General features: G+C 71.3%; 31 protein-coding genes, 1 tRNA gene and 1 pseudogene. 20 read left to right on the top strand and 13 right to left on the bottom strand.

Annotation, left to right across the window (positions count from 1 at the left end; all coding sequences use genetic code 11):
* The first annotated feature begins 6 nt into the window (after nt 1-6).
* Nucleotides 7-855, top strand: coding sequence for a DUF2127 domain-containing protein (locus LWP59_RS32765; protein WP_229857659.1), 849 nt, complete (start codon nt 7-9; stop codon nt 853-855).
* Here the strand turns inward: LWP59_RS32765 and LWP59_RS32760 are convergent, their stop codons facing one another.
* On the bottom strand, nt 856-1,977 hold the full coding sequence (locus LWP59_RS32760; RefSeq protein WP_144638009.1) for a DUF1015 family protein: 1,122 nt from the start codon (nt 1,975-1,977) through the stop codon (nt 856-858).
* A complete protein-coding gene (gene pepE, locus LWP59_RS32755; protein ID WP_144638012.1) occupies nt 1,974-2,690 on the bottom strand; it encodes a dipeptidase PepE in 717 nt (238 codons plus the stop codon). The genes LWP59_RS32760 and pepE overlap by 4 nt, the downstream gene beginning before the upstream one ends.
* Nucleotides 2,691-2,767: 77 nt before the next feature.
* Here pepE and LWP59_RS32750 point away from each other — a divergent pair, with 77 nt between their 5' ends.
* Nucleotides 2,768-3,202, top strand: coding sequence for a TIGR03667 family PPOX class F420-dependent oxidoreductase (locus tag LWP59_RS32750; RefSeq protein WP_229857657.1), 435 nt, complete (start codon nt 2,768-2,770; stop codon nt 3,200-3,202).
* Nucleotides 3,203-3,206: 4 nt separating this feature from the next.
* Here LWP59_RS32750 and LWP59_RS32745 read toward each other — a convergent pair whose 3' ends face one another.
* A complete protein-coding gene (locus LWP59_RS32745) occupies nt 3,207-3,491 on the bottom strand; it encodes a helix-turn-helix domain-containing protein (RefSeq protein WP_144638016.1) in 285 nt (94 codons plus the stop codon).
* A gap of 66 nt (nt 3,492-3,557) precedes the next feature.
* Here LWP59_RS32745 and LWP59_RS32740 point away from each other — a divergent pair, with 66 nt between their 5' ends.
* Nucleotides 3,558-3,827, top strand: a complete 270-nt coding sequence (locus LWP59_RS32740; RefSeq protein ID WP_144638018.1) for a GntR family transcriptional regulator — start codon at nt 3,558-3,560, stop codon at nt 3,825-3,827.
* On the opposite strand, the gene LWP59_RS32735 is transcribed toward LWP59_RS32740, so the two are convergent.
* Nucleotides 3,824-4,117, bottom strand: a complete 294-nt coding sequence (locus LWP59_RS32735) for a dihydrofolate reductase family protein (protein ID WP_144638020.1) — start codon at nt 4,115-4,117, stop codon at nt 3,824-3,826. The genes LWP59_RS32740 and LWP59_RS32735 overlap by 4 nt on opposite strands.
* A 65-nt stretch (nt 4,118-4,182) precedes the next feature.
* Between LWP59_RS32735 and LWP59_RS41255 the strand changes: the two are divergent.
* Nucleotides 4,183-4,257, top strand: a pseudogene (locus tag LWP59_RS41255) (SUMF1/EgtB/PvdO family nonheme iron enzyme); the annotation flags it as partial.
* A gap of 152 nt (nt 4,258-4,409) precedes the next feature.
* Here the strand turns inward: LWP59_RS41255 and LWP59_RS32725 are convergent.
* A complete protein-coding gene (locus LWP59_RS32725; RefSeq protein WP_144638022.1) occupies nt 4,410-5,450 on the bottom strand; it encodes a J domain-containing protein in 1,041 nt (346 codons plus the stop codon).
* Between the two features lie 76 nt (nt 5,451-5,526).
* Between LWP59_RS32725 and LWP59_RS32720 the strand changes: the two genes are divergently transcribed.
* Nucleotides 5,527-6,129, top strand: coding sequence for a hypothetical protein (locus LWP59_RS32720; protein ID WP_144638024.1), 603 nt, complete (start codon nt 5,527-5,529; stop codon nt 6,127-6,129).
* On the opposite strand, the gene LWP59_RS32715 is transcribed toward LWP59_RS32720, so the two are convergent.
* Both LWP59_RS32715 and LWP59_RS32710 read right to left on the bottom strand, forming a co-directional pair.
* Nucleotides 6,113-6,505 carry a DUF2237 family protein gene (locus tag LWP59_RS32715; RefSeq protein WP_144638026.1) on the bottom strand — a complete coding sequence of 131 codons (393 nt, stop codon included), beginning with the start codon at nt 6,503-6,505 and terminating at the stop codon, nt 6,113-6,115. The two genes, LWP59_RS32720 and LWP59_RS32715, sit on opposite strands and share 17 nt — an antisense overlap.
* 2 nt (nt 6,506-6,507) lie before the next feature.
* Nucleotides 6,508-7,041 (bottom strand): GNAT family N-acetyltransferase, encoded by a 534-nt coding sequence (locus tag LWP59_RS32710; protein ID WP_144638028.1) that lies wholly within the window; start codon nt 7,039-7,041, stop codon nt 6,508-6,510.
* Nucleotides 7,042-7,113: 72 nt separating this feature from the next.
* On the opposite strand from LWP59_RS32710, the gene LWP59_RS32705 reads away from it, so the two are divergent.
* The 5 genes from LWP59_RS32705 to LWP59_RS32685 all read left to right on the top strand — a co-directional run bounded on the left by LWP59_RS32705 (nt 7,114) and on the right by LWP59_RS32685 (nt 10,931).
* Nucleotides 7,114-8,214: an NDMA-dependent alcohol dehydrogenase gene (locus LWP59_RS32705; protein ID WP_144638080.1), complete on the top strand. Its 1,101-nt coding sequence runs from the start codon at nt 7,114-7,116 to the stop codon at nt 8,212-8,214.
* Entirely contained in the window at nt 8,207-8,746 is a 540-nt protein-coding gene (locus tag LWP59_RS32700; protein WP_144638030.1) for a UGSC family (seleno)protein, read from the top strand. Before LWP59_RS32705 ends, LWP59_RS32700 begins: the two co-directional genes overlap by 8 nt.
* Nucleotides 8,747-8,819: 73 nt before the next feature.
* Nucleotides 8,820-9,857, top strand: coding sequence for a hypothetical protein (locus tag LWP59_RS32695; protein ID WP_144638032.1), 1,038 nt, complete (start codon nt 8,820-8,822; stop codon nt 9,855-9,857).
* Nucleotides 9,854-10,090, top strand: coding sequence for an ADP-ribosylation factor GTPase-activating family protein (locus tag LWP59_RS32690; RefSeq protein ID WP_144638034.1), 237 nt, complete (start codon nt 9,854-9,856; stop codon nt 10,088-10,090). The genes LWP59_RS32695 and LWP59_RS32690 overlap by 4 nt, the downstream gene beginning before the upstream one ends.
* Nucleotides 10,083-10,931 (top strand): SDR family NAD(P)-dependent oxidoreductase, encoded by an 849-nt coding sequence (locus tag LWP59_RS32685; RefSeq protein WP_144638036.1) that lies wholly within the window; start codon nt 10,083-10,085, stop codon nt 10,929-10,931. The genes LWP59_RS32690 and LWP59_RS32685 overlap by 8 nt, the downstream gene beginning before the upstream one ends.
* Before the next feature lie 53 nt (nt 10,932-10,984).
* On the opposite strand, the gene LWP59_RS32680 is transcribed toward LWP59_RS32685, so the two are convergent.
* Nucleotides 10,985-11,629: a TetR/AcrR family transcriptional regulator gene (locus tag LWP59_RS32680; protein ID WP_144638038.1), complete on the bottom strand. Its 645-nt coding sequence runs from the start codon at nt 11,627-11,629 to the stop codon at nt 10,985-10,987.
* Nucleotides 11,630-11,682: 53 nt separating this feature from the next.
* Here LWP59_RS32680 and LWP59_RS32675 point away from each other — a divergent pair, with 53 nt between their 5' ends.
* Genes LWP59_RS32675 through LWP59_RS32660 form a run of 4 tightly spaced genes read left to right on the top strand, consistent with a single transcriptional unit; the run spans nt 11,683 to nt 15,805 of the window.
* Entirely contained in the window at nt 11,683-13,425 is a 1,743-nt protein-coding gene (locus tag LWP59_RS32675; RefSeq protein ID WP_144638040.1) for a sugar phosphate isomerase/epimerase and 4-hydroxyphenylpyruvate domain-containing protein, read from the top strand.
* Between the two features lie 31 nt (nt 13,426-13,456).
* A complete protein-coding gene (locus tag LWP59_RS32670; protein WP_144638042.1) occupies nt 13,457-14,401 on the top strand; it encodes a LysR family transcriptional regulator in 945 nt (314 codons plus the stop codon).
* Nucleotides 14,402-14,459: 58 nt separating this feature from the next.
* Nucleotides 14,460-15,053, top strand: coding sequence for an ECF RNA polymerase sigma factor SigK (gene sigK / locus LWP59_RS32665; protein WP_144638044.1), 594 nt, complete (start codon nt 14,460-14,462; stop codon nt 15,051-15,053).
* On the top strand, nt 15,050-15,805 hold the full coding sequence (locus LWP59_RS32660) for an anti-sigma factor (RefSeq protein WP_144638046.1): 756 nt from the start codon (nt 15,050-15,052) through the stop codon (nt 15,803-15,805). The genes sigK and LWP59_RS32660 overlap by 4 nt, the downstream gene beginning before the upstream one ends.
* Before the next feature lie 49 nt (nt 15,806-15,854).
* Here LWP59_RS32660 and LWP59_RS32655 read toward each other — a convergent pair whose 3' ends face one another.
* Genes LWP59_RS32655 through LWP59_RS32645 form a run of 3 tightly spaced genes read right to left on the bottom strand, consistent with a single transcriptional unit; the run spans nt 15,855 to nt 19,050 of the window.
* On the bottom strand, nt 15,855-17,066 hold the full coding sequence (locus LWP59_RS32655; protein ID WP_144638048.1) for an SAM-dependent methyltransferase: 1,212 nt from the start codon (nt 17,064-17,066) through the stop codon (nt 15,855-15,857).
* A complete protein-coding gene (locus LWP59_RS32650; RefSeq protein WP_144638050.1) occupies nt 17,063-17,776 on the bottom strand; it encodes a DUF1365 domain-containing protein in 714 nt (237 codons plus the stop codon). The genes LWP59_RS32655 and LWP59_RS32650 overlap by 4 nt, the downstream gene beginning before the upstream one ends.
* Complete coding sequence (locus LWP59_RS32645) at nt 17,773-19,050, bottom strand: NAD(P)/FAD-dependent oxidoreductase (protein ID WP_144638052.1); 1,278 nt, start codon at nt 19,048-19,050, stop codon at nt 17,773-17,775. Before LWP59_RS32645 ends, LWP59_RS32650 begins: the two co-directional genes overlap by 4 nt.
* A gap of 207 nt (nt 19,051-19,257) precedes the next feature.
* Here LWP59_RS32645 and LWP59_RS32640 point away from each other — a divergent pair, with 207 nt between their 5' ends.
* Both LWP59_RS32640 and LWP59_RS32635 read left to right on the top strand, forming a co-directional pair.
* Nucleotides 19,258-20,232, top strand: a complete 975-nt coding sequence (locus LWP59_RS32640; protein ID WP_144638082.1) for a sigma-70 family RNA polymerase sigma factor — start codon at nt 19,258-19,260, stop codon at nt 20,230-20,232.
* Nucleotides 20,233-20,290: 58 nt separating this feature from the next.
* Nucleotides 20,291-20,866 carry a TIGR03086 family metal-binding protein gene (locus LWP59_RS32635; RefSeq protein WP_144638054.1) on the top strand — a complete coding sequence of 192 codons (576 nt, stop codon included), beginning with the start codon at nt 20,291-20,293 and terminating at the stop codon, nt 20,864-20,866.
* Here LWP59_RS32635 and LWP59_RS32630 read toward each other — a convergent pair.
* On the bottom strand, nt 20,863-22,278 hold the full coding sequence (locus LWP59_RS32630) for an MFS transporter (RefSeq protein WP_144638056.1): 1,416 nt from the start codon (nt 22,276-22,278) through the stop codon (nt 20,863-20,865). The genes LWP59_RS32635 and LWP59_RS32630 overlap by 4 nt on opposite strands.
* Before the next feature lie 120 nt (nt 22,279-22,398).
* On the opposite strand from LWP59_RS32630, the gene LWP59_RS32625 reads away from it, so the two are divergent.
* The 4 genes from LWP59_RS32625 to LWP59_RS32610 all read left to right on the top strand — a co-directional run bounded on the left by LWP59_RS32625 (nt 22,399) and on the right by LWP59_RS32610 (nt 25,871).
* Nucleotides 22,399-23,094 carry a 4-carboxy-4-hydroxy-2-oxoadipate aldolase/oxaloacetate decarboxylase gene (locus LWP59_RS32625; RefSeq protein WP_144638058.1) on the top strand — a complete coding sequence of 232 codons (696 nt, stop codon included), beginning with the start codon at nt 22,399-22,401 and terminating at the stop codon, nt 23,092-23,094.
* Nucleotides 23,091-24,128: a 4-oxalomesaconate tautomerase gene (locus tag LWP59_RS32620; protein WP_229857653.1), complete on the top strand. Its 1,038-nt coding sequence runs from the start codon at nt 23,091-23,093 to the stop codon at nt 24,126-24,128. The genes LWP59_RS32625 and LWP59_RS32620 overlap by 4 nt, the downstream gene beginning before the upstream one ends.
* A 10-nt stretch (nt 24,129-24,138) precedes the next feature.
* Nucleotides 24,139-25,086: a catechol 2,3-dioxygenase gene (locus tag LWP59_RS32615; RefSeq protein WP_144638060.1), complete on the top strand. Its 948-nt coding sequence runs from the start codon at nt 24,139-24,141 to the stop codon at nt 25,084-25,086.
* 128 nt (nt 25,087-25,214) lie between these two features.
* Nucleotides 25,215-25,871: a hypothetical protein gene (locus tag LWP59_RS32610; protein WP_144638062.1), complete on the top strand. Its 657-nt coding sequence runs from the start codon at nt 25,215-25,217 to the stop codon at nt 25,869-25,871.
* A gap of 3 nt (nt 25,872-25,874) precedes the next feature.
* On the opposite strand, the gene LWP59_RS32605 is transcribed toward LWP59_RS32610, so the two are convergent.
* A tRNA-Leu gene (locus LWP59_RS32605) sits at nt 25,875-25,948 on the bottom strand.
* Nucleotides 25,949-26,006 lie beyond the last annotated feature (58 nt).

Below are 26,006 nucleotides of genomic sequence, written 5' to 3'. Positions count from 1 at the left end.
GGCTGCGTGACAGGCGGAAACGAGCTCCTCCCCCCACCCGGGGCCGGCCCGCGGCGCGGATGGCTGCACTACGAACTGCTGGGCTGCGCCCGCAGCGGCCACGAGCTGGTCGGCAGGGACGCGGCCCGGATCCGGCCCGAAGACGCGGTCGTGGTGCGGGAACAAGGGGGGCTGCGCTGGCACCGCTGCCTGCGCTGCGACAGCTGGCTGCCGCTCCCGCCGCCGGAGGAACCGAGCCGCGAGTATCCGCCAGAACCGCACGAAGTGGACATACCGTTGCGCGGCAAGCTGTTGCGCGACCGCTATGTCCTGCGGCTCATCGCCCTGGACCGGCTCGTGCACTTCGTCGTCCTGGCGGCGCTCGCCGTCGGCGTCTTCGCCTTCGCGCACGAGCGGCAGGCGCTCAGCGGCCCGTTCTTCCGGATCGCGGACGCGCTGCAGGGCGCGCTCGGCGGGCGCACCGGCAGCTCCGGCGACGGGATGCTCGGCGAGGTCGCGAAGGCGTTCGACGTCCGGGCGTCGACGTTGTGGCTGGTCGGCGCGGTGGTCGCGGCGTACGCGGTGCTGGAGGGGGTCGAGGCGGTCGGCCTGTGGCTGGCGAAGCGCTGGGCGGAGTACCTGACCTTCGTCGCGACCGCCGTGCTGCTGGTGCCCGAGATCTACGAGCTCACGCACAAGGTCAGTGTCTTCAAGATCCTCACCCTGCTCATCAACCTCGCCGTGGTGATCTACCTGCTGTTCGCGAAACGGCTGTTCGGCCTGCGTGGCGGCGGCCGTGCCGAGCAGCGGGAGCGGGAGCTCGACACCGGCTGGTCCGCGCTGGAGCGGGTGCTGCCGGGGCCGGCCGGGGACTGATCAGCCGGTGAGGTCGGCGACGAGCAGGCCGCTGCGTGGTTTCGGCGTGAAGTAGGTGCTCTTGCGCGGCATCAGCCGGCCCTGCTCGTGCACGGCCAGCACGTCGGCGAGCGGCACCGGCGCCAGCTGCAGGACGGCATCGGCGTCCGGGCCGGGGTCGTGCCCCTCGGGCAGCACGCGCACGTGCGGGCCCCCCGGGTCGAGACCGAGTGCGTCCGCGATGAGCAGGTCCTCGACGACGGCGTGATCGATCCGGGGCAGGGGCCCTTCGGACGCGGGCAGGTCGACGACGAGGTTCGGCGGCACGGTCACCGTCCCGGGTTCGCGCGGTGGCGCCGGATCGGCGGCCTCGTGCACGACCAGCCCGGTCCGGCGCCAGGCGGCGGCGAGGTCGGCGGATGTCAGCCCGGTGCCGACGAGCGTCCGGTGGATGGCGCCGATCCGCAGGTGCGGGCCCGCGGTGACGAGCGCGAGCAGCGGCGAGCCCGCGGCGGCCGCCGCCGCGACCCGGTGGTTGCCGTCGGCGACCAGCAGCGGGCGACGTCGCACGGCGTCGAGCAGCTCGTCCTGCGCCGGGCCGGGGCCGAGGAGCCAGAGCCGGTGCGAGTCCGGGGTGGACACGGCCGGCGGCTGCCCGGCGACCGCTCGCCCTGCCGCGGCCGTCAGCTCCGCCCCGTCGCCGACCGGCACCAGCATGGCGGCGCTGGTCGCCCGGCCGAGACCGGTCAGCATCGCCGCGCGCTCGGCGACGATGTCCGGGTACACCTGTTCGCTGTGCCGCACCTGCTCGTCGACGGCGGCCGGGTCGATCAGGCACAGCACGCCGATCGCCCGGCCGGCGACCTCGTAGACCGCGACCACGTCGTGCACCTGGTGATAGGCGGTCGCGAGCAACTCGTCGAGGGTGCGCCGGGCGCCGGGCAGGGCCTCGGCCAGCGACAGCTGCCGCGCGCGGGCCTCCGGCGTGCGGTGCGGATGCTGCACCGCCAGCAATGTGGCCTTCCGCGTGCCGGCGAGGGCCGCCGCGACCTCCGCGGGCTCGGCGAACTCGTCGACGTCGGGCCCGGGCACCGCGCCGTCGACCACCCAGCCGGTCTTGATCGCGCGTGCCCAGGCTGTCACCGGAAGCGGCCCACGGTTTCGAGCAGCTCGCTCAGGTCGGCGCCGGGCTCGATCTCCGCCGGAGCCGTGCCGCGGCGGAACAACCGCGCGCCGACCGTTTCACCGCCGAGCGTGAGCGTCGAGTCCTCCCGCCGCAGCCAGGTGCCTTCCCGCATACCGAGCACGGGCACGTCGTTCTCCTCGAGGAACTGTTCGATCCGTTCCTCGCGAGTCTCGCCCATGTGCCGGTCGCCGTCGACCGGGTCCAGGTAGTGCGGGTTGATCTGGAACGGCACCAGCCCGCTCGCCTCGAACGCGGGCGGCTGCACGATCGGCATGTCGTTGGTCGTGCGGATGGTCGGGCAGGCGACGTTCGTGCCCGCGCTCGATCCGATGTAGACGGTGCCGTGCGCGACCCGGTCCCGGATCGGGGCGAGCAGCTCGCGCGCGTAGAGCTCGCGCAGCAGGCGGAAGGTGTTGCCGCCGCCGACGAACACCGCCTGCGCGGAGTTGAACAGCTTGATCGGGTCGTCCTGGTGCGCGCCGAGCACCTCGACCCCGTGTGCCGCCAGTGCTTCGGCGACCTGTGCGGTGTACCCGTCGTGGTCGGTGAGCGCGAATGGGACGAACACGACCCGCCGGACGTCGGCGAGTACTTCGGCCAGCGCGTCCGCGGCGTGTTCGAGGTACCGCCTGCCGGGGGCGGTCGAGTTGGACAGCAGCAGCAGGCGCATCGGGCATGCCTATCACGGGAGGTCGATCGCGGGTGAGAGTGGAGTGAGCGCGGCCACAGGCTCCTATGCTGGGCCTCATGGCGACACTGCTGCCCGACCCCGGAACCCCGTTCGGCGCCCGGGTACGGGAGCGGCTGACGGCCGAGCGGGTCATCTGGTTCACGACCGTCGGCGCGGACGGCACGCCGCAGCCGAACCCGGTTTGGTTCGTGTGGCAGGACGACGGCCTGCTGGTCTTCAACCGCCCGGACGCCAAGCGGCTCGCGCACATCGAGGCCCGCCCGCAGGTGACGCTGCACTTCGACGGCGACGGCGACGGCCAGGGCGGCGACGTCGTGATCTTCACCGGGACGGCGCATCGCGTGCCGAGCCACCCGCGGCCGCACGAACTGCCGGAGTACGTGGCGAAGTACGGCGAAGCGATGACGCGGATCAGCGGGGACACCGAAAGCTTCGGCGCGGACTACTCGGTGGCCGTCCGGATCGACGTCGCCCGGGTGCGCGGTTTCTGAGGGCTCAGCGGTCGTCGAGCAGGTCCGCGGGGTGCACGCCGAGGGCGTCGGCCATCCGGAACAGGCTGTCGAGGGTGATGTTGCGCGGCGGCCGCTTGCGCGGGTCCTCCTTGCGCTTGGGCTGGTCCAGCCGGGAGCGCTCCAGCTCCGCGACGACCGAACGCGAGACGCCCGCGCGGTCGGCCAGATCCTCCTGGCTGAGGTCCTGGTCCCGCCGTGCCCTGCGGATCCGCGCCGCAAGCGCGCGAAGCCGCGCGTCGAACCCGTCGTCCAGCTCCTCTTCGGCCATCGGAACAGCAGCTTAGCCCTCGTGTCCGACACGACAGTTTGTTGTTTACGTGATACTTTTTGTCCTATGAAACTCGACCCTGACACCCCTGGTTACCTCTACGAGGCGCTGGCGAAGCTGCTCGCCACCCGGATCGAATCCGGCGAGCTGGCGCCGAACACCCCGCTGCCGGCCGAAGGGCAACTGGCCCGCGACTACGGCGTCTCCCTGGGCACGGCCCGCCACGCGACGCGGATCCTGCGCGAGCGGGGCCTGGTGGTGACGGTGAAGTCGAAGGGCACGTACGTCGCGAAGCGGGACCGCGAGCCGCCGTTCTGCCTGTGGAGCGTGGCTTAGGGATGGTCGCCGTGCGGTCCTGTGATCAGGGCTTCAGCCTTATCCGATGGTGCCGTGGGTTGGTTCGCCGGCGGTGTCGTATGCCAGGTGGAGCATGCCGTCGGGGTAGCTGCGGTGGGTGGGATGCCGTCTCCGAACACCTTCTTGCCGGTGCCGAGCACGAGCGGGTCGACGCAGAGGTCGAGCCGGTCGACGAGGCCGAAGCGCAGCAGTGACTGCACCAGGTTGAGGCTGCCGATGACGTGGACCTCCTGGTGGCGGTCCTTCAGTGCGGCGACGCTCTCAGCGATCGGCTGTGTGAGGAGCGGGCGAACGCGTCGTAGGTGCGGCGGCCGAGCAGCAGGGCGTCATGAACTCGGCCGCGGGGTACCGCCTGCCGACCGAGGCCGAGTGGGAGCACGCCTGTCGTGCCGGTACCGACGGCCCGCGGGAGCGGCCGAGCTTCGGTGCGGCGGCGCAGCCACCCGGCCTGCCAGACCGACGAGGTGGGGTTCCGTGGCGCTCGCTCCAGGCCTGGACCGCAGCCGTGACATCTCGCCTCCGCATCCCGGCGACTGCCACCGTCCGTAAACCGACTCCCCGTCAGACGACCTGGTGGCGCAGCCGCCGCAGGACGTCGATGTCCACTGTGGACGGCTGGGCGGCCAGCCAGCCGCCGATCTCGGCGACGAACTGCTCCGGGGTCATCGGCGGTGCGGGCAGCTCGAAGTCCTCCTCGGTGCTGATCTCCCCGGCCCGGCTCGGGTACACGATCAGCGCACCGCGGATCTCCACGCCCGGCAGCAGCTCCCGGTAGGCCTCGATCGCCTCCGGCAGCCGCGTCGCCCCGCCGCGGAACAGGCGGTCGTCGCGCCACAGCGTGCCGTCCTCGTCCGCGCCGTAGTGGCCCGGCAGCCAGGTCTTCGACTCGACGAGCACGAGCCGCCGCCCGGCGAGGACCGCGTGGTCGATGTCGGCGAACACCGAGCCCGGCAAGGCGAGCCCATGGCAGATCCGCACGCTGGGCAGCCGCGTCAGGTAGCGCTCCAGCAGCTCCGCCGTCAGCCGCTCGCCCCACTGGTCGGCGTCCGTGCCAGGGCGGCCGAACACCAGCGTGCCGCCGAACTCGGCCGCGAACCGCTGCCGCGCCCGGATCAGCAGCAGGTGCCGCCGCACGAGCCAGATCGCCACCGCCGTCGCGAGCAGCAGCCAGACGGTCAGCAGCAGCGGGGCCGCCATCAGCGGCAGCACGACGAGCAGCAGCCAGCCGAGCAGGATCGCGGCCGGCGCGTGGCCCGGGCGTTGCGGCGAGGCCGGGCAGGCGCAGTCCTCGCCGCGATGCCACCACGGCAGGGTCTGCGGGTCGAGCCGCGGCATGGTGGCGACGAACGAGGGGTCCTCGCCGAACTCGCGGGGCCGCCGCCGGACACGCACCGCCGCGGGCGCCAGCCCGCGGTCGTAGTTGGCCCTGCGGTACGGGTCGCTGAGCGTCTCGTAGGCCTCCCGGAGCAGGTGGAACTCGGCGGGCGAACCGCCGGCATCGGGATGGCTCGCCCGCGCCTTGGACCGGTACGCCGACTTGATCGCGGCCGCGGAGGCGGTCCTGTCCACCCCGAGCAGCTCGTAGTAGCCGGCTTCCTGCACGCGGTCACAATACAAGGGGGTGGAGACCGGTCCAGCGTCTCTGGGCGCGGCCGCGGAGTCGGCCTAGAGTTACGCGATGGCAGGCTCTCCGGCGGGTGCTCTCGCCCGAAGACTCGGAATCCGCACCGGCCGGGTGGTCGCCCCCGCCGGGCTGGCGGCGATCGCCCTCGGTGCGGTGTTGTTCGTGCTACCCCCGCACAGCACGATCGCCGCGCTGGTCGCGGGTATCGCCGGGGTCGCGGCGTTCGGGCTGGGCATGGTGCGCTTCGCGGGCGGGCCCTGGTGGGCCCTGATCATCGCGGTCGCCTCGGGTGCGCTGCTGTTCGCCGCCGTGACCGTGGCCGGCCGCGGGCTCGCCTTACACACTTTCGGGTTAACCGAGACCTGCCAGGTGGTGCAGCGCGAGGAGGTCGACACCCGCTCGCGCTACCAGCACTACGGGTTCGTGCACACGATCTCCTGCCCGCGTGGCGGCACCTTCATGGTCCGCACCGACTCGACCGACCGCCAGCAGCAGGGCGCCGAGGTCGCGGTGCTCGACGACCCCGGCGGCCTGCTCGACCCCGACTTCGCGAGCAGGCACAACCTCGCCGTGGAGATCACCTCCGTGCTCGGGTCGATCGCGCTGGTCGCCGCGTCCGTGCGGTTCACCCGCACCAGGGTCAGAGCAGCGAGCTAGGGTCCGCCGGGATGTCGGCCGCGTGTTCGCGCAGGGCGTCCAGGTCCACGACCTCCAGCGCCCGGGCGTGCGTCGCCGCGAGCAGGACCGGCGGCGCGACGCCCGCCTCGTACGCCTCCTGCCAGCGCGCGGCGCAGATGCACCACCGGTCGCCGGCCTGCAGCCCCGGGAACTCGTACTCCGGGCGCGGGGTCACCAGGTCGTTGCCCTTCTCGAGCTGGTGTTCGAGGAACTCCTTCGTGACGACCGCACAGACGGTGTGGTTGCCGAGGTCATCGGGACCGGTGGTGCAGCAGCCCTCGCGGTGGAACCCGGTGACGGGGTCGCTGCCACACGGCTCCAGTTCCCCGCCCAGCACATTGCGATCGTTCGTCATGGTCAAAGCTTGACATCATCCGGCCGCTGTCGCTGCCAATCGTGGCGCAGCAAGGCGTATTCGACGTCACCCTGTTCCGCGCCCGCGATCGGATCCGGCCATTCGGGGTGGAACGTGCGCACGTACCGCAATCCGGCCTTCTCCAGCACCCGTCGCGAGGCCCGGTTGACGGTCATCGTGTAGCCGACGACCCGCTCGACGCCGAGCTCCCGGAACCCCTTGTCCACGAGCGCGCGGGCGCCCTCGGTCGCGTAGCCCTTTCCCCACGCCTGCCGCCGCAGGCGGTAGCCGAGCTCGGTGCCGGCCTCGCACAGCCGGAACTCGAACCAGCCCACGAACTTCCCGGTCGCCTTCTCGGCGGCCAGGTAGAAGCCGCCGGCGAGCATCCGCGCCTCGACTTCGGCACGCGGGGTCGGCCTGCCGCCGGTCAGGAAACGCATCACCTCCGGGTCGCTGTCCAGCTCGACGAGCGCGGCCACGTCGGCGTGGCCGACCGGCCGGAGGACCAGCCGTGCGGTCTCCAGGAAAACCTCCATGCCGTCGATCTTGCCGTCAGGTGGAAATGCCCTATCAGCACGACTCGCCGGTGCCTGACGATCGGAGGCGTGCTGACGACGAGGGCCGCGGTACTCCGGGAAGCCGGACCGGACAGCTGGTGGGCGATCGAGGAGCTGGCGCTCGACGAGCCGAAGGCGGGCGAGGTGCTCGTCCGGTTCGAGGCAGCGGGGCTGTGCCATTCCGACGACCACATCCGCTCCGGCGACTCGCCCGGACGGCTGCCGATGGTCGGCGGGCACGAGGGCGCGGGCATCGTCGAGCGCGTCGGGCCCGGCGTGACGCGGGTGGCCGAGGGCGACCACATCATCTGCTCGTTCATCCCGGTCTGCGGCAAGTGCCGGTACTGCTCGACGGGACGGCAGAACCTGTGTGACGCGGGCTTGAACGCCGGCACCGGCAAGCTCCCGGACGGCACCTTCCGCTTCCACTCCGGCAGTGACGAGCTCGGCGGCATGTGCGTCCTCGGCACGTTTTCGGAGTACGCCGTGCTGTCGGAGACCTCGTGCGTGCGCTACGAGCCGGACATCGCGCCGGAGCTCGCGGCGCTCGTCGGCTGCGGTGTCACCACCGGCTGGGGGTCGGCGGTGTACGCGGCCGGGGTGCGCGCGGGACAGACCGTGGTGATCTTCGGGATCGGCGGCGTCGGCATCAATGCGGTGCAGGGCGCGCAGTACGCCGGTGCGAAGAACGTGATCGCGATCGACCCGGTGCCGTTCAAGCTCGAGATGGCCAGGAAGCTCGGTGCCACGGACACGTTCACCGATCCGGCGCAGGCACGGGAGTTCCTCGTCGACATCACCCGCGGGCAGCTCGCCGACCACGTGATCCTCACCGTCGGCGTGATGAACAGCGAGGTCGTCCGCCTGGGCGCGGACATGGCGGGCAAGGACGGGCAGATCACCATCACCGGCGTCGGGAAGTACGACCTGCCGGGCGCGATGATGACGCTGTACCAGCGGAAGTTCCACGGCGCGCTGTTCGGCGGCGCCAACCCGCTGCACGACATCCCGCTGCTGCTGGACCTCTACCGCGCCGGGCAGCTGAAGCTCGAGGAGCTGATCACCCACCGGTACCGGCTCGAGGAGGTCAACGACGGGTACCGGGACATGTTGGCGGGCAAGAACATCCGAGGAGTGATCCGGTATGCCTGAGGCGATTCTCGACCCCACCGGCGGGTTGCGCGCCGTGTCCGAAGGGGCCGCTGTGCTGACCCCGAACCGGCTGCGGCTGGCGGGCGCGACGATCGGCCTGCTGTCGAACACCAAGCAGAACGCGGCACTGTTCCTCGACGAACTGGGCAAGTTGCTCGTCGAGCGGCACGGCGTGGCCGCGGTGACGCCGACCGTGAAGACGGTGTTCGCGTTGCCGGTGCCGGAGGATCAGCTGGCGCAGCTCAAGGAGACCTGCGACGCGGTGATCACCGGCGTTGGCGACTGCGGTTCGTGCAGCGCTTCGGCGGTCGCGGACGGGGTGGCCTTCGAGCGCCACGGCGTGCCTGCGGCGGTGATCTGCAGCGACGCGTTCGTCGTCACCGCGGACGCGATGGCGGAACTGCGTGACGCCAAGGGTTACCACTACGCGACCACGGCGCATCCGGTCGCGGTGCTCAATCCCGACGAGGTGCGCAAGCGGGCGGAAGAGGTTCTGCCGGAAGTCGTCTCGATCCTGACCACGGCGTCATGACTGGAGGACCGCACGCAGTGAGCGCGACATCGGGAGTGCTGCGAGGAGGACCGACCGGGTGCGGGTGTCCCGCATGACACAGCCCGAAGCCGCCCAGGAAGCGATCGAGTACTGCTACGAGCAGGACTGGACCGACGGGCTGCCGGTGGTGCCCGCCTCGCGGCCGCTGGTGGACAAGTTCCTCGCGCAGACCGAGCGGGCGCCCGAGGAGGTCATCGGCCGGATCGAGCAGGTCGGCCGCGACTGCACGGTCGAGCTGGCCGCGATCAACGCCGCAATGGCGGGCTGCAAACCCGAGTACTTCCCGGTGGTGCTGGCCGCTTTCGAGGCGGTGATGGCGGATCGCGCCGCGCGCGGTGGCGGCTGGCAGAGCACGAGCGGGCCTGCTCCGCTGATCGTCGTGAACGGCCCGGTGCGCGCCGAGCTCGGGTTCAACAGCGCCGGTGGAGCGTTCGGTCCTGGCTTCCGTCCTAACGCGACGGTCGCGCGGGCGATCGGGCTGATCGTGCGCAACGCGTTCGGCATCCGGCCGCACGTGCTGGAACAGGCGACGCAGGGCCTGCCCGGCCGGTGGTCGATCTGCCTCGCGGAGAACGAGGAGGAAAGCCCCTGGGAACCGCTGTCGGTGGAGTGCGGGCTGGGCGAGGACGTCAGCGCCGTCTCCGCGACCCTGCTGCGCACCTGTGAGTACGTCGACAACCGGCACACACAGGATCCCGAGCAGGTGCTGGCCGACATCGCGGACACGATGGCCCGCACCGGCGCGGTGATCTTCCGGGAGGCGCCGTCCGGCCTGGTCCTCGGCCCGGAGCACGCGCAGATGCTCGCGAAGGCGGGCTTTTCGAAGGCGGACGTCAAGGCCTGGCTGGTCGAGCACGTCGGGCGCAGGCGTGGGGACCTGCGGCGGGCGGGCAAGAGCGGGCTGACCGAGAACGGCGTCCGGCACGCCGACGACCCGGCGGCGGACGACGAGGCGTTCGAGCGGTTCATGTCGAGCCCGGCCCAGCTGCCCGTCGTGGTGGCGGGCGCGCGCAATGCGGCGATGTCCATGGTGGTTCGGGTTTTCGGGCTGTGGAGCGGGAAAGCCGTTCCGGTGGGAGGAAAAGCGTGATCGACCAGAACGGCCTGGCGGCGATGCGGACGACGCTCGCCGCGGACGGCTACGCGCTCGACGTGACCGAGGACGGGGGCCGGGTGGACGTGCGGATCACCGTCGCCGACCCGGACGCCTGCGAGGACTGCCTCGCGCCGGAACCGATCATGCGCGGGATCCTGCACAAGTCGCTCGGCGTGCCGGAACAGGCCATCGACCTGACCTACCCGTCCGGGAGCGTGCATGAGTGAGCCACGGGTCGCGCTGGTGACGGGCTGCGGCAAGCGCGACGGGATGGGGCAGGCCATCGCCCGCACGCTCGCCGCGGAGAAGATCGCCGTGGTGGTGACGGACCGGCTGCCCGGCGGCGTGCCGAACGCACGGCAGGAACGGTTGGGGCGCAAGGACGACTGGAGTCTCGACTCGCTCGTCTCGCTGATCGTGGACGAGGGCGGGACGGCGTCGGCGGTCACCGGCGACATCGGCTCGGAGGACGACGCGCGGCGCATGGTCGAGGAGATCGTCGAGCGGCACGGGCGGCTGGACGTGCTCGTGAACAACGCGGCCGCACCGCAGGGCCCCGACCGGCAGGACGTCGAAGACGTGCCGATCGACGTGTGGGACCAGGTGATCCGGACCAACCTGCGCGGCACGTTCCTGATGTCGCGGTTCGCGGTGCCGGTGATGCGGGCGCAGCGCTGGGGCCGGATCGTCAACATCGCGTCGATGGCCGGTCTGTCCGCGGCACCGTCGTCCACGGCGTACTCCGCGTCCAAGGCGGGGGTGATCGGGCTGACCCGGTCGCTGGCGATGGACGTCGCCGCGTGGGGCGTGACGGTGAACGCGATCTGCCCCGGCCTGGTCGGCACGAGCCGTGCTGTGCTGAACCCCGATCCGGCGCTGGACGAGCGGGAAGTCCTTGCCCAGCGCGGGAAAGCCATCCCGGTGGGACGCGTGGGCGCGCCGGCGGACGTCGCCGCCGCGGCGCGGTACCTGGCCTCGGAGGAGGCCGGCTACGTCACCGCGCAGACCCTGGTACTGGACGGCGGCGGCCTGACACCCTTCCCGCTGCGGCGGCCTGAGCAACCCTGAGAGCCGCTGCGAGCCCATCCCCGCACGGCGTTTGCGGTCCGGCCGTCGCGCAGCTAATGTACCGGATGGTGAGTTACGTAGTCGAGCACCACCTCGCCGAGCATCTTGCGGTAGTGCTCGCGCCGGGTGGGGTCGAGCAGGTCGCGGCCGAAGATCGCGTTGAACGTGTGCCGGTTGGCGGTGCGGAAGATGCAGAAGGAACTGATCAGCATGTGCACGTCCAGCGCGTCCACGTCGTCGCGGAACCGGCCGTCGGCCCGGCCGCGGGCGAGGATGCGCTTGAGCACGTCCAGCGCCGGGGTCGCCAGTCCGGACAGGACGGTCGACTTGATCAGGTGCTCGGCGCGGTGCACGTTCTCGATACCGACCAGCCGCACGAAGTCGGGATGGGACTCGTGATGGTCGAAGGTCAGCTCCGCCAGCTGCCGCAACGCCTCCACCGGGTCGAGGTGCTCGACGTCGAGCTCCTGTTCCTGCGCGCGGATCACCGAGTACGCGCGCTCGAGCGCGGCGACGTAGAGCCCCTCCTTGCTGCCGAAGTAGTAGTAGATCATCCGCTTGGTGGTGCGGGTCTTCGCGGCGATCTCGTTCACGCGGGCACCGGCGTAGCCCTGGTCGGCGAACTCGCGGGTCGAGACGTCGAGGATCTCGGCGCGGGTGCGGTCGGCGTCGCGCTGTCGATCAGGGGTGACTGACATAGCCGCACGGTAGGACTCACCGACCGGTCCGTCCAGCTGGCGCAGGAGGCGAAATGCGCAGGAGTATCGCGACGGTGTGCCTGTCCGGCACGCTGGAGGACAAGCTCGCGGCAGCCGCCGCGGCCGGGTTCGACGGCATCGAGATGTTCGAGAACGACCTCGTCGTCTCACCGCACGCACCGGCCGAGATCCGCCGCCGATGCGCCGATCTGGGACTCTCCATCGATCTCTACCAGCCGTTCCGCGACTTCGAGGCGGTGCCGCCGGACGTGCTGGCCGCCAACCTGCGGCGCGCCGAGCGCAAGTTCGACGTGATGGCCGAGCTGGGCGCGGACATGATGCTGGTCTGCTCGTCGGTGTCCCCGGACGCGGTGGACGACGACGACCTCGCCGCCGAGCAGCTGCACCTGCTGGCCGACCGCGCGGCCGCGCGCGGGATGCGGATCGCGTACGAGGCGCTGGCCTGGGGCCGGTTCGTCGACACGTTCGACCACTCGTGGCGCATCGTGCGCCGGGGCGACCATCCGGCGCTCGGGCTGTGCCTGGACAGCTTCCACGTCCTCTCCCGCGGCACCGACACCGCCGCGATCCGCACGATCCCGGGCGAGAAGGTGTTCTTCCTCCAGCTGGCCGACGCGCCGCGGCTGCACATGGACGTGCTGCAGTGGAGCCGTCACCACCGGCTGTTCCCCGGGCAGGGCGCGTTCGACCTCGCCGCGTTCGTCGGGCACGTGCTCTCGACCGGGTACGCCGGGCCGTTGTCGCTCGAGGTCTTCAACGACGTGTTCCGCCAGTCCGACCCGTGGCGGGCGGCGGTGGACGCGATGCGCTCGTTGCTGTTGCTGGAGCAGGACCGGCTCCCGCCCGCCCCCGCGCTGTCCGGGCACGCGTTCACCGAGCTGGAGGTGTCCGGGCCGGAGGTCGCGAACGCCTTGGCCGCCATGGGTTTCTGCCACGCCGGACAGCACCGGACGAAGCCCGTGCAGCTGTGGCGGCAGGGTGCGGCGCGGGTGCTGCTGAACGAGGGTTCCGGGCAGGTGAGCGCGCTGGCGGTGGAGAGCGCCGACCCCGAGCGCTCGATGGCGCGGGCCGCCGCGCTGCACGCGCCCGCGCTGACGGACGTGAGCCTGCCGGGCGTGGCCGCACCCGACGGGACGGCGGTGTTCTTCTGCTCCGACGGCTGGCTCGAGGACTTCCCGCGGACCGGGGAGCACGAGGACGCGGGCGCGGGCCTGGTCGGCACCGACCACGTCTCGCTGACCCAGCCGTTCGACAACTTCGACGAGGCCGCGTTGTTCTACCGGTCGGTGCTGGGCCTGACGCCGGAGCTGGCGACGGAGTTCGCCGCGCCGTTCGGCCTCGTCCGCAGCCGGGCGGTCAGCAACGTGGCCCGGGACGTGCGCATCTCGCTCGACGTGGCGTTGCTGCGGCGCGGCGAGTGGGCGCCGGGGGTGCCGGAGCCACAGCACCTCGCATTCGCGACGCGGGACGCGATCGCGAGCGCGAAGGAGATGCAGGCGCGCGGCGCGCCGCTGCTGGCCATCCCCGACAACTACTACGACGACCTCGACTCCCGGCTCGCGCCGCCGCCGGACCTGCTGGCCGCGCTGCGCGAGTACTCCGTGCTCTACGACCGCGACGAGCACGGCGAGTTCCTGCACTTCTACACCGACGTGCTGGGCTCGCGGGTGTTCTTCGAGGTGGTGCAGCGGATCGACGGGTATGCCGGCTACGGCGCCGCCAACGCCCCGGTCCGGATGGCCGCCCACCGGCGGTTGCGGCTGTCGCGGGGTTGACGAGCGGCTTCCCGCGTAGAGTCGGTTCGTCATGAAGCGAGCCGTGGCGCATCTGGCCAACCTGGACCTCAACCTCCTGGTCATGCTGCGTGAGCTGATCCGGGAACGGAACGTCACGCGGGCGGCCGAGCGCGTCGGCGTCACGCAGCCCGCCGCGAGCGCCGCCCTGTCGCGGTTGCGGCGGCACTTCGGCGACGAGCTGCTGGTCCGCGGCAAGGGCGGCTACGTGCTCTCCCCGCTCGCCACCCAGCTCGCCGAGCAGGTCGAGGTCGTCTGCGCGGCGGCGGAACGCCTCTTCGCCGCGGGCGAGAGCTTCGACCCGGACGTGTCCCGCCGCGAGTTCACCCTGCTCGTCGCCGACTACACCATCGCGGTGCTCGGCGAGCACCTCGCGCGGCTGCTCGACGAGCAGGCCCCGCAGGTCCGGCTGCACCTGCGCCTGGTCCGCGAGGCGATGGCCACCGACGTCGAGGAGAACATCCGCCTGATGGACGGCATGATCGCCCCGCCGGCGGGCCGGTTCCGGATCCCCGGGCTGCAGTCGGCCGAGCTGTTCCGCGACCGGTGGGTGTGCGTCGTCGCGACGGAGAACCGGGTGCTGGCCACCGACACCCCCAACCTCGAAGAACTCGCCCGCCTGTCGTGGGTCGTGCCCTACCAGCCGAACCAGGGGTACCCGACGGCCGCGCCGATCGCGCAGCAGCTGACCACCTTCGGCATCCGCCCGAACGTCGCGGTGCGCGTGGAGAGCTATCAGGCCGTGCCGCATCTCGTGGCCGGCACCGACCGGGTCGCGTTGCTGCAGGAACGCCTCGCCCACCAGGTCGCCGGCCGGCTGGGCCTGCGCGTCCTCGAATGCCCGGGCGACCCGGAGCCGATCGTGGAGAAGCTCTGGTGGCACACGAACTTCGACGAGGACCCCGGCCACGTGTGGCTGCGCGGCCTGCTCGCCGACGCCGCGAAGCAGCTCGGCTGACCAATCCGGCCGTCGCTCCGCGACGAATCATCCGCGCGGGAGTACGAGAGGATGATGCATGGACGAGTCGGTGCGAGCGATCCGCGCGCCCAGGACGGGCGGGGCGGGGCCGACCCCCGAGGAGCTGCTGACGCAGGTCGCCCGGGGCAGCGAAGCCGCTTTCGAACAGCTCTACGCGGTGGTCGCCGCGCCGGTCTTCGGTGTGGTGCGGCGGGTCGTCCGCGACTCGGGGCAGTCGGAGGAGGTCACCCAGGAGGTCCTCGTCGAGCTCTGGCGCACCGCGACCCGCTACAACCCGGCGCGGGGGAGCGCCGTGAACTGGGCGCTGACGCTGGCCCACCGGCGAGCTGTCGACAGGGTGCGTTCGGCGCAGGCACGCACGGACCGTGAACAGAAGGCGGGCGCGATGTCGCCGGGGCGCGAGTTCGACGAGGTGTCCGAAGCGGTCACCGCACGCCTCGAACGCGAGCAGGTGCGCCGTTGCCTGTCCTCGCTCACCGAGCTGCAGCGCGAGTCGGTCATGCTGGCCTACTACGGCGGCAAGACCTATCCCGAGGTGGCCGAGCTCCTGCGGAGTCCACTGGGGACGATCAAGACGAGGTTGCGGGACGGCCTGATCCGCCTGCGCGACTGCCTGGGGGTGACCCGATGACGACTCCCGACGTGCACATGCTCACCGGCGCGTACGCGCTCGACGCGCTGGAAAGTTTCGAGCGAAGGCAGTTCGAGCGGCATCTCGCCGAGTGCCCCGAATGCGCCGAGGAGGTCGCCGAGCTGCGTGCGACCACGGCGCGGCTGGGGCTGGCGGTCTCGGAGAACCCGCCGCCGTCGATGAAGGCCGAGGTGCTGGCGAAGATCGCCGAGGTCCGCCAGGAGCCGCCGGTCACCGCGGGCCCCGAGCAGCCGGACAAGCGGCGCCGTGAGCGCGGGTTGGCCGTGCGGCTCGTGTCGGTGGCCGCCGGGATCGCCGTCGCGGCCGCGATCGGGCTCGGGGTCGTCGCGATCCACACCCAGGGGCAGCTCGACGCCGCACGCGGTGACCTGTCGCAGGTGCAGAACCGTGAGAACGAGGTCGCCCAACTGCTGTCCGCGCCGGACCTGCGGGCGGTGCCGGCGCAGGGCGCCAGGGTCGGCGCGGGCAGCGTGCTGGTTTCGTCGACGCTCAACCGCGGCATGTTGTTGGTCTCGGGAATGCCGAAGCAGCCCACGAGCTCGACCTACCAGGCGTGGGCGATCGTCGACGGGACCCCGCGTTCGCTCGGTGTGCTCGGCCCGGACGGCACCTCGGCGGCGCCGCTGGTGTTCGACGGGCTGCAGGGCGTGCGGGAGATCGCGATGACGGTCGAGCCGGCGGGCGGCTCGGCGCAGCCGACCACCTCGCCGTCGGCCTGGTTCCTGATGTGACAACGGGTACGGGGCGGAAAGTCCGAAGTGGACTTCCCACCCCTGGTCCTCATCGCGGCTTGGTGAGCCCGAACTGGTGGACGTCGAGGTACTCGCCGCGGAACCCGGCCTCGGAGTACGCCAGGTAGAACTCCCACATCCGGCGGAACGTCTGGTCGAAGCCCAACGCCGAGATCTGCGGCCAGGCGTCGAGGAAGCGCTTGCGCCACAGGCGAAGCGTCTGCGCGTAGGAGTCGCCGAGGCTGCGCCGCTCGCGGATGCGCAGACTGGTGTGCCGCCGGACGGCCTGTTCGAACGCCTCGACCGACATCAAGTGCCCGCCTGGGAAGACGTACTTGTGGATCCAGGTGTACGACCGCCGGGTCGCGAGCATCCGGTCATGCGGCATGGTGATGCCCTGCAGCCCGACCCGCCCGCCGGGCGCCAGCAACCGGTCCAGCGCGGCGAAGTAGGCCGGCCAGTACTCCTCGCCGACGGCTTCGATCATCTCCACGCTCGCGACGGCGTCGTAGCTGCCCTCGGCTTCACGGTAGTCACGCAGCACCACATCGACCCGGTCGCCGACGCCCGCCTCGGCAAGCCGTTTCCGGGCCAGCGTCTGTTGTTCGGTGGAGATGGTCAGGGTGGTCACCCGGGCGCCGCGTTCGGCCGCGCGCAGCGCCAGTCCGCCCCAGCCGGTGCCGATCTCCAGCAGGCGGGTCCCGTCGCGGACGCCCGCGAGGTCGAGGATCGCATCGATCTTGCGCCGCTGCGCGCTGGCCAGGTCCTCCGAACCGTCCTCGAACCACGCCGAGGAGTAGGTCATGGTCTCGTCGAGGAACTCGGCGAACAGCTCGTTGGACAGGTCGTAGTGGCGGTGGATGTTCTGCCGCGCCCCGCTGACCGTGTTGCGCTCGGTCGACGGTTTGCGCGCGTCGACGAACCGGCGCAGCACCTGCAGCGGCTTCGGCACCAGGGTCGCCAGCCGGGAGGCGAACGGGGTCAGCACGTCCGCGAGCTCGCTCGCCGACCAGTCACCGGCCATGTAGGACTCGCCGAACCCGATCTTGGCGTCCGCGCCGAGCCGGTGGAAGAACGCGCGCGGGCGTTCGATCCGCAGCTCCGGCCCGCCCGCGCCGAACCGCTCCCCGCCGGGCAGGGTCACGGTCACCGGCACGGTGCGGGTGGCCAGCCGGAACAGGCGTTCGGCTGCCCAGGCGCGGGCCGGGGAGTCGGGCACGATGGCTGTTTCGGGCCAGCACGGGGTGTGCACGGTGGTCATCGGACTTTCTCCTGGTCACGAGGAACGATCGGGACGCGACGCAGCCACAGGATCATGCCGTGCAGGCGGATCAGCGCGGCGACTCGCTGAGGTGCCAGCGGCTGTGTGAGCAAGATCCGCAGCAGCACCGCCGGGGTGGCCGGCTGCCGGTGCCCGCGCATGGTGGCGGCCAGGCTGGTCCGGCCGTCCTGCCGCAGCGTGATCGTCACGTTCAGCCGGTCGGCGGGACGGGGCACCCGCATCCGGTACTCACCGTGCACGGGCAGGAACGGCGAGACGTAGAACTCCTTGTCCACGGTGGCTTCGCCGGTTTCGTCCGGGCGCAGCAGGTAGCGGTGGCGACCGCCGTAGGTGTTGTGCACCTCGGCCACCACGCACGCGAGCGCGCCGCCCGGACGATGGCACCAGTAGAGCGTCAGGGGGTTGAACACGTAGCCCAGCACGCTCGCCTGCGCGAGCATCAGCACCTGCCCACCGCGCAGGTCCACGCCCTGCGTGCGCAGCCAGTCCGCAAGGTTTCGCCGGATCGGGCGGCCGGGGTCACCCAGGTGGTCCGGGCCGCGGAACCGCGCGAAGGGCCGGAGCCACCACGGCAGCACGGGCAGCTCGTCGAGGTCGACGAGCCACAGGTACATCCGGTGGGTGAAGCCGCGGCCGGGATCGCGCCGCGCGTGCGTGACTTCGACGTCGTAGATCGCGGCGGCGCTCACCAGCGCACACCGAGGGAGGCGGCCGCGCGCACCCCCGACGCGCAGCCGTCCTCGTGGAAGCCCCAGCCGTGATAGGCCCCGGCGTACGCGGTCCGCGCGTCGTTCAGCCCGGGCAACCGGCGCTGCGCGGCGACCGACTCCGGGGTGTAGATCGGGTGCTCGTAGACCATGTGTGTGAGCACGTCCTGTTCGGCGACGCGGTCTCCGCTGTTGAGCGAGACCAGGTAGTCGACCGGTTCGGTGAGGCGCATCAGCCGGTTCAGGTGGTAGGTCACCAGCACCGGCGCGTCCTCGGTGTGACACGAGGGCTTCAGGTAGTTCCACGCGGCTTGCGCGCCCCGCGCCTTGGGCAGCACGCTGGCATCGGTGTGGAGCAGGGTTTCGTTGCGGGAGTACTGAAAAGCGCCCAGCACCTCGCGCTCGGCCGGCGTCGGATCGGCGAGCAGCCGGAGCGCCTGGTCGGGGTGGGTGGCGACGACGACGCGCTCGAAGCGGTGCACGTCGTCCGCCTCATCGCGGATCTCGACGCCGCCAGGGTCGCGGGTCATCGAACGCACCGGCGTCCCCGCGCGCACCGCGGTGAGGTTCTTCGCGATCCGGTCCACGTACGACTTCGAGCCGCCGGTGACGGTGCGCCAGGCCGGTGTCCCGCCGACGGACAACATGCCGTGGTGCCGCAGGAACGCGAACAGGTAGGCGGCGGGATAGCGTTTGCTCAGCTGACCGCCCGCCGACCACACGGCCGACACGAGCGGGATCAGGAAGTGGTCGACGAAGTACCGCGAGTACCCGCCGATGGCGAGAAAGGCGCCGAGGGTGGCGTCCGCCGCGTCCGGGTCGTCGAGCACCCGGTGCGCGTGCCGGTGGAACCGCCGGACCTCGCCGAGCATCCGCAGGTAGCGCGGCTTGACCAGGTTGCCCCGCTGGGCGAACAGGCCGTCGAGCCGTCTCGCCCCGGCGTATTCGAGACCGCAGCCCTGGCAGCGCACGCTCATCGACATCTCGGTGTCCTGGGTGCGCACCCCGAGCTCGTCGAAGAGCCGGAGCAGGTTCGGGTAGGTGCGTTCGTTGTGCACGATGAACCCGCTGTCCACGGCGAGCTCGCGGTCGTCCGGGGTGCGCAGGGCATGGGTGTGGGCGTGGCCGCCGAGCCGGGCGTCCGCCTCGAAGAGGGTCACGTCGTACCTGCGGCGCAGCACGTGGGCAGCGGTCAGGCCGGCGACGCCGGAGCCGAGCACGGCGACCCGCTGCGGGAGGTTCGAGTCAGCATCCACGCACGTGGTTCGGAGCCGGTACCGGCCCGGATGGGTCGGCAGGCCGCCGCCATGGCCCCGGGACGGCAGTACCGCGGGTCAGGACAGCCGTCCCAAGGCCCCGCGTGACACGACGGAAGAACTCGCCGCGGCGCGGCCGATGAGTTTTGGCCCTTCGTCCGGTCTGTACAGGTGGCGCGAGTGGAGGCGATGCTGGTGACCATGACGATGACCGAGAGGCCGGCCGGCGAGGACTTCCTCCGTCAGGCCGATCCGTTCAGACGCGAGTTGCTCGCGCACTGTTACCGCATGCTCGGTTCGGTGCACGACGCCGAGGACCTGGTGCAGGAGACCTACCTGCGCGCCTGGAAGTCCTACGAGCGGTTCGAAGGGCGGTCCTCGCTGCGCACCTGGCTCTACCGCATCGCCACCCGCGTGTGCCTGACCGCGCTGGAGAACCGCGGTAGACGCCCACTGCCCACCGGACTGGGCGGCCCGGGTTCGACAGCCGGTGACGAGCTGGTCGAGCAGCCCGAGGTGCCGTGGCTGGAACCGGTCCCGGACGCGATGGTCGGCGCCGAGCAGACCGACCCGGCCACGATCGTCACCTCTCGCGAGACCATCCGGCTCGCGCTCATCGCCGCCCTGCAGCACCTGCCTCCCCGCCAGCGCGCGGTGCTGATCCTGCGTGACGTCCTGCAGTGGCGGGCCGCCGAGGTCGCGAAGGTGCTCAACACGACGACCACCGCGGTCAACAGCATCCTGCAGCGCGCCCGCGCCCAGCTCGACGAGGTCACCCCGCACGAGGAGGAGATCGTCGAGCCCAGCGCCGCCGACCAGCGTGAGCTGCTGGACCGGTTCGTGTCCGCGTTCGAGCGCAAGGACATCCCCGCGATGATCGAGCTGTTCACCAAGGACGCCGTCTGGGAGATGCCGCCGTTCACCGGCTGGTACCGGGGCGCGGAGAACATCGCGGCGCTCATCGACACCCAGTGCCCCGCCGATGGTCCCGGCGACATGCGCCTCGTGCCGACCTGGGCGAACGGCCAGCCGGCGTTCGGCCTCTACATGCGCGACGGCGACGTCTGGCGCCCGTTCAACCTGCCGGTGCTCACGCTGTCGGAGTCGGGTGTGGCGCACGTGGCCTGTTTCTTCGACACCAGCCTGTTCGCGAAGTTCGGTCTGCCGGAGGTCCTGCTGTGACGGTAGCCGGGGTGCCGGTTGGCCGGGTCGGCCTGCTTTCGGTCGGCTGGGCAACGCGATGATCGAGGAGGGCGCGGCGGCGCTGATCGGCGGCATCGGCCTGCTCGAACGCGCGGTCAACTACACCCTCGGCAGCCTGCACCTGGTCTGCACGAGGCAGCTGCCACGCCCCACCCCCTGCGGGGACTGGACCCTGCGCGAGCTCCTCGCGCACCTGGACGACTCCCTGCTCGCGCTGTACGAAGCCGCCGACCTCGGGCACGTCGCGCTCGACGTGCCCGAGGCGGGGCCCGGCGACCCGGTCACGGCGCTCAAGGACCGGGCCTGCCAGCTGCTCGCGGCCTGGGCCGCCGTCGAAACCCCGGGCTCGGTCTCCGTCGGCGGCAACCCGTTGACCACGAGCATCCTGACCAGCGCGGGCGCGGTCGAGCTCGCCGTGCACGGCTGGGACGTCGCGCGGGCCTGCGGCCACGACCGCCCGTTGCCGGAACCGCTGGCGGAGGAACTGCTGGAGCTGGCCCCGTTCTTCGTCACCGACGACGATCGCCCCCGGCGGTTCGGGCCACCCCTGGCGGTCTCCCTGCGGGCGTGCGCGAGCGAACGCCTGCTCGCGTTCACCGGACGGCACACCTAGGGCGAGACGTCCTCCAGCATCCGGTTGCGGGTGTGCGGGGTGAACTGCGCCAGGATCGCCGACACCACCAGGAACCCGGCGATCATCAGCAGTGCGGGCAGCGGGCTGAGCCGGGGGACCAGCGGGGCGATCACCAGCACGCCCATCGCCCCGCCGAGTACGCCGACCCCGTCGACCAGGCCGAAGCCAGCCGAGCGGATCCGGGTCGGGAAGCTCTCCGCCGAGAGCGCGAACGTCGGCGGCACCCACACGTTGAACCCGAAGAACACCAGGAACGAGCCCGCGAAAGCCCAGCCGATACTGGTGCCCAGCGTGGCGATCAGGACGCCGCCGAGCACGGTCAGCACGGCCCCGATCGGCAGCCAGTACCGCCGGTCCAGCCGCTCGGACCACTTCGCGGAGAACAGGCCCTGCACGAAGAACCCGACCCCGCCCACGGCGGAGATCATCCCGGCGACCGGGGCGGTGAAGTGCAGGCTGGTGAGGATCACCGTGGACCCGGTGGAGTAGCTGAACACCGTCGCGTAGCCGGTGAACCACATCGCCACCAGCAGCAGCACCCGGCGCCGGTAACGCTTGCTGGACAACAGCTCCCGGTACGCGTGCTCGGCCTGCTGCGGCGGCAGCGGCACACTCGCCGCCGGCTCGGGCAGCGGGCCGCGCACCCGTCGTTCCAAACTGGACACGACCTCGTGCGCCTCGGCGGTCCGGCCGTGCTCGATCAGCCAGCGGGGTGACTCCGGCAGCCGCCACGTGCTCACCAGCGCGAGCACACCGATCAGGGCGGCCAGCCCGTACATCCAGCGCCAGCCCGCCTCGACGCCGAACGCGAACGGCAGGCCCTCCGGGAACGGCGCCGCCTCGGTGGTCAGCAGCAGACCGAACCCGATACCGCACATCGCGCCGAGCGTGCACAGCACGAACGTGATCGCCGTGTACTTCGCCCGTGCCGCCGCGGGCGCGATCTCGCCGATGTAGGTGTTCGCGACCGGCAGCACCGCGCCCATGCTGATGCCGGTGATCGCCCTGGCGAGCACGAACAGCGGGTAGCCGGTGGCGACCGCCGCGAGCAGGGACCCCAGGCAGGCGAACGACAGCGCGAAGGCGAGCGAGCGTTTCCGGCCGATGCGGTCGGAGAACGGCGCGAAGATCAGCCCGCCGCCGAAGTAGCCCAGCAGGTACAGACAGGTCGGCAGGACGAGTGAGCTCTGCGCGTTGCCGGGCGTGCAGCCCGGCTGGATCTGCGTGCAGGTCTGGATGAACGAGACGTTGATGTTGAAGTTGCAGTAGAAGACGAAGAACAGGGCCAGGCCGGCGATGCCGGTCGCGGCGTAGGACACGGCGCGGCGGGGGAGCCGGTCGAGCCGGGCCAGGACCTTGGCTGCGTCGACGGAGGTCTCAATGGCTGACATGCGCGAGCACGGTAGCGCCTCGCCAGGATCGTCACAAGAAGTGTCTACCAAATTGTTGACAATCTGGGGAAGGCGTCCCTACTGTCGGAACGAGCCGAGCGACAAGGGAGATGTGCGCGCATGAGGACGGTGATCGTCACCAACCCGCCGCGGGCGGAGATCGAGAAGGTCGACAAGCTCGCCGAGTACGGCGTCGCGACCGTCCACGAAGCGCTGGGACGCACCGGGTTCCTCGGGCCCGGGCTCCGGCCGGTGCACCTGGGGTCGCGGATCGGCGGCACCGCGGTCACGGTGGTGTCCTGGCCGGGGGACAACCTGATGATCCACGCGGCGGTCGAGCAATGCCGTCCCGGCGACCTGCTCGTCGTGACCACCACCTCGCCCTCCACCGACGGCATGTTCGGGGAGCTGTTCGCCACCGCGCTGCAGGTCCGCGGCGTGCGCGGCCTGGTCACCGCGGCCGGCGTGCGTGACGTCGCCGAGCTGCACGAGATGGGCTTCCCCGTCTGGTCGGCTGCGGTGTCGGCGCAGGGCACCGTCAAGGCCACCGCGGGCGCGGTCAACGTGCCGGTCACCATCGGCGGGCAGCTGATCACGCCCGGCGACGCGGTGCTGGCCGACGACGACGGGGTGATGGTCGTCCCCCGCGCCGACGTCGGCCGCGCGCTGGAGAAGTCCCAGGCCCGCCTGGAGAAGGAAGAAGCCACCCGCCGCGCCTTCCGCGACGGGGAGCTCGGCCTCGACCGCTACGGTCTGCGGCCCAAGCTCGAAGAGCTCGGCGTGGAGTACCTGACCGCGGAGGAGTACGGGCTGTGAATGGCGTCCGCTGTCTGCTGATGCGTGGCGGGACCTCGAAGGGTGCCTACTTCCTCGCCGAGGACCTGCCGGCGGACCCGGCCGAGCGCGACGAGGTGTTGCTGCGCATCATGGGCAGCCCCGATCCGCGGCAGATCGACGGGATCGGCGGCGCGCACCCGCTGACCAGCAAGGTCGCCGTGATCTCCCCGTCCGCGGGCGATGAGTCCGATGTGGACTATCTGTTCCTGCAACTGGGGGTCGAGGAGGCCACGGTCTCGGATCGGCAGAACTGCGGCAACCTGCTCGCGGGCGTCGGCCCGTTCGCGGTCGAACGCGGGCTGGTGCCTGCCGGCGACGGCACCACGTCGGTGCGCATCCACATGGTCAACTCCGATTCCGTCGCCGTCGCGACCTTTCCCACGCCGGGCGGCGTCGTCGACTACGACGGCGACACCGCGATCTCCGGTGTCCCCGGCACGGCGGCCGCGATCACGCTGGACTTCTCGGACACCGAGGGCTCGGCGTCCGGCAGCCTGCTGCCGACCGGGAACGTGCGCGACACGATCGACGGCATCGACGTGACCTGCGTGGACAACGGGATGCCGGTGGTGGTCGCGGCGGCGGCGGACTTCGGACTCACCGGGTACGAGAGTGTCGACGAGCTGCCCGCGGTGACCGACCGGATCCAGTCGTTGCGCCTGCAGGCCGGGAAGCTGATGGGTCTCGGCGACGTGCGGGACTCCTCGATCCCCAAGACCACGCTGGTGGCGGCGCCTCGTGACGGCGGCACCATCTGCACGCGCACGTTCATCCCGTTGAAGCCGCACACGTCGATCGGCGTGCTGGGGGCGGTGAGCGTGGGGACGGCCGTGCTGATGGACGGCGCCGTCGGACACGATCTCGCGCACTTCTCCGGCAACCGGCTCGACATCGAACATCCGACCGGTCACCTTCAGGTGGAGGTCGAACTGGACCCACCGCACGTACGGCGCTCGGGCGTGGTGCGCACCGCCCGGAAGCTGTTCGACGGCACCGTTTTCCCGCGTAGCTAGGAAGGTTCCGATGGCCCCGTTGCACGACATCGCCCACCTCGGCCACGTCGAGCTGCTCACCCCAGAGCCGGAGAAGAGCCTGTGGTTCTTCACGGAGGTCATGGGGCTGACCGAGAACGGCCGCGACGGCGACTCGGTGTACCTGCGCACCTGGGACGACTACGAGCACCACAGCCTGAAGCTCACCGCGCACTCCACGTCCGGCATCCGGCGGACGGCGCTGCGGGCGTCGAGCCAGGAGGCACTGGACCGCCGGGTGAAGGCGATCGATGCGGCGGGCCTGGGCGTCGGCTGGATCGACGGCGACGAGGGGATCGGCCCGACGTACCTGTGCACCGATCGCGACGGGCACGAGTTCGAGCTGTACTGGGAGAGCGAGTGGTACACGCCGCCGGAGGAGCTGCGGCCGGCGTTGAAGAACCAGGCGCAGGCGTATCCGGGGCGCGGGGTGTGCGTGCGCAGGCTCGACCACGTGAACTTCCTGGCCGCGGAGGTCGGCCCGAACGGCGAGTTCGTGCGGGACCTGCTCGGCGGGGAGCCGACGGAGCAGATCGTCCTGGACGACGGGAAGGTCGGGGCGCAGTGGCTGCACTTCGGCAACAAGTCGTACGACCTGGTGTACACAGAGGACTGGACCGGGAGCCGGGGGCGCCTGCATCACATCGCCTTCGCGACGGACACGCGGGAGGACATCCTGCGCGCGGCGGACCTCTTCCTGGAGAATGACGTCTTCATCGAGACGGGCCCGCACAAGCACGCGATCCAGCAGACGTTCTTCCTGTATGTGTACGAGCCCGGTGGCAACCGGATCGAGCTGTGCAACCCCGTCGCCCGCCTCATCCTGGCCCCCGACTGGCGCCTGGTGACCTGGACCCAGGCCGAGCGCGCGAAGGGCCAGGCGTGGGGCCTGAAGACGATCGAGTCCTTCCACACGCACGGCACGCCGCCGGTGGCGTAGGGGTCCGCTGAGACATCCGGGTGACACGACTGCGGCGTCCGGGTGTTCTCGCCGGGAACCGGTGCACCCGCGCGCCGCTCTGGCCCAGGGTCGAAGGCTCTTGCCGTTCGCCCTGAGGAGCGCCGCCAGTGTCGTACCGGGACCAGCCCGGAGACAAGCGTGGAAGATGGACGAAATCCGGCGGCCTCCTGGGTGCCGGCCTGCTGGCCGGTCTGGTGGCGTTCGCCGCCGGCGGGGACATCGTCAGCTCGGTGGGTGCTGGGCTCGATACGGCCACCGGCAGCGAGGGATCGTCGGCGGTGAAGGCCCGCCGAGGCCAGCAGGAGGCGAGGCAGGGCCACGACGCCGAGGCCCTGGGTCGGCTGGGCCTCAAGGAGATCAAGCGAGACAGTCGGCGCGAGCTGCGCTGCGCGGTGCAGTCGCACGGCCGGGTCCAGCAGTACTTCCTGCAACACCCCTGCGACAGCCTCGATCAACTGCTGTTCGCGGCAAGCGATGCGCGGGGCAATGTCCTCGTCGGATCTGTCGTCTGGGTGAAGATGCCTTCGAACACGACGGCCGCGCAGCTCAAGCGCATCGAGGACACTTTCGGCAGCGGCGACGTGACGCCGTTCGGCACAGAGGTGCTCGGGCTGGGCGGCATTCGCTTCACCGGCACCCACTACCGCGCCCGGCTGGACGGGCCTCTCGTGGTCATCGCGGAAACCGAGCCCGTCCGTGGCCGTCCGCCGGAGGTGCTGCTGAACGAAGTGGCCGCCGTGACCGATGTGCTGCCGCCCCTGTGAGAGTGCGCCCGGAGAGACTCGAACTCTCACTGGCACGGACCTAAACCGTGTGCCTCTGCCAATTGGGCTACGGGCGCGACTTGCCCAGCGTAGCGTCCTGCGCGAGCGTGTTCCGGTGTGGCCGGTACGACCGGG

It is taken from the genome of Amycolatopsis acidiphila (assembly GCF_021391495.1).
In the GTDB taxonomy this organism is placed as follows: Bacteria; Actinomycetota; Actinomycetes; order Mycobacteriales; family Pseudonocardiaceae; genus Amycolatopsis_E; species Amycolatopsis_E acidiphila.
The sequence above is the reverse complement of the archived record's forward strand: the minus strand, read 5'-3'. Positions and strand labels throughout refer to the sequence as shown.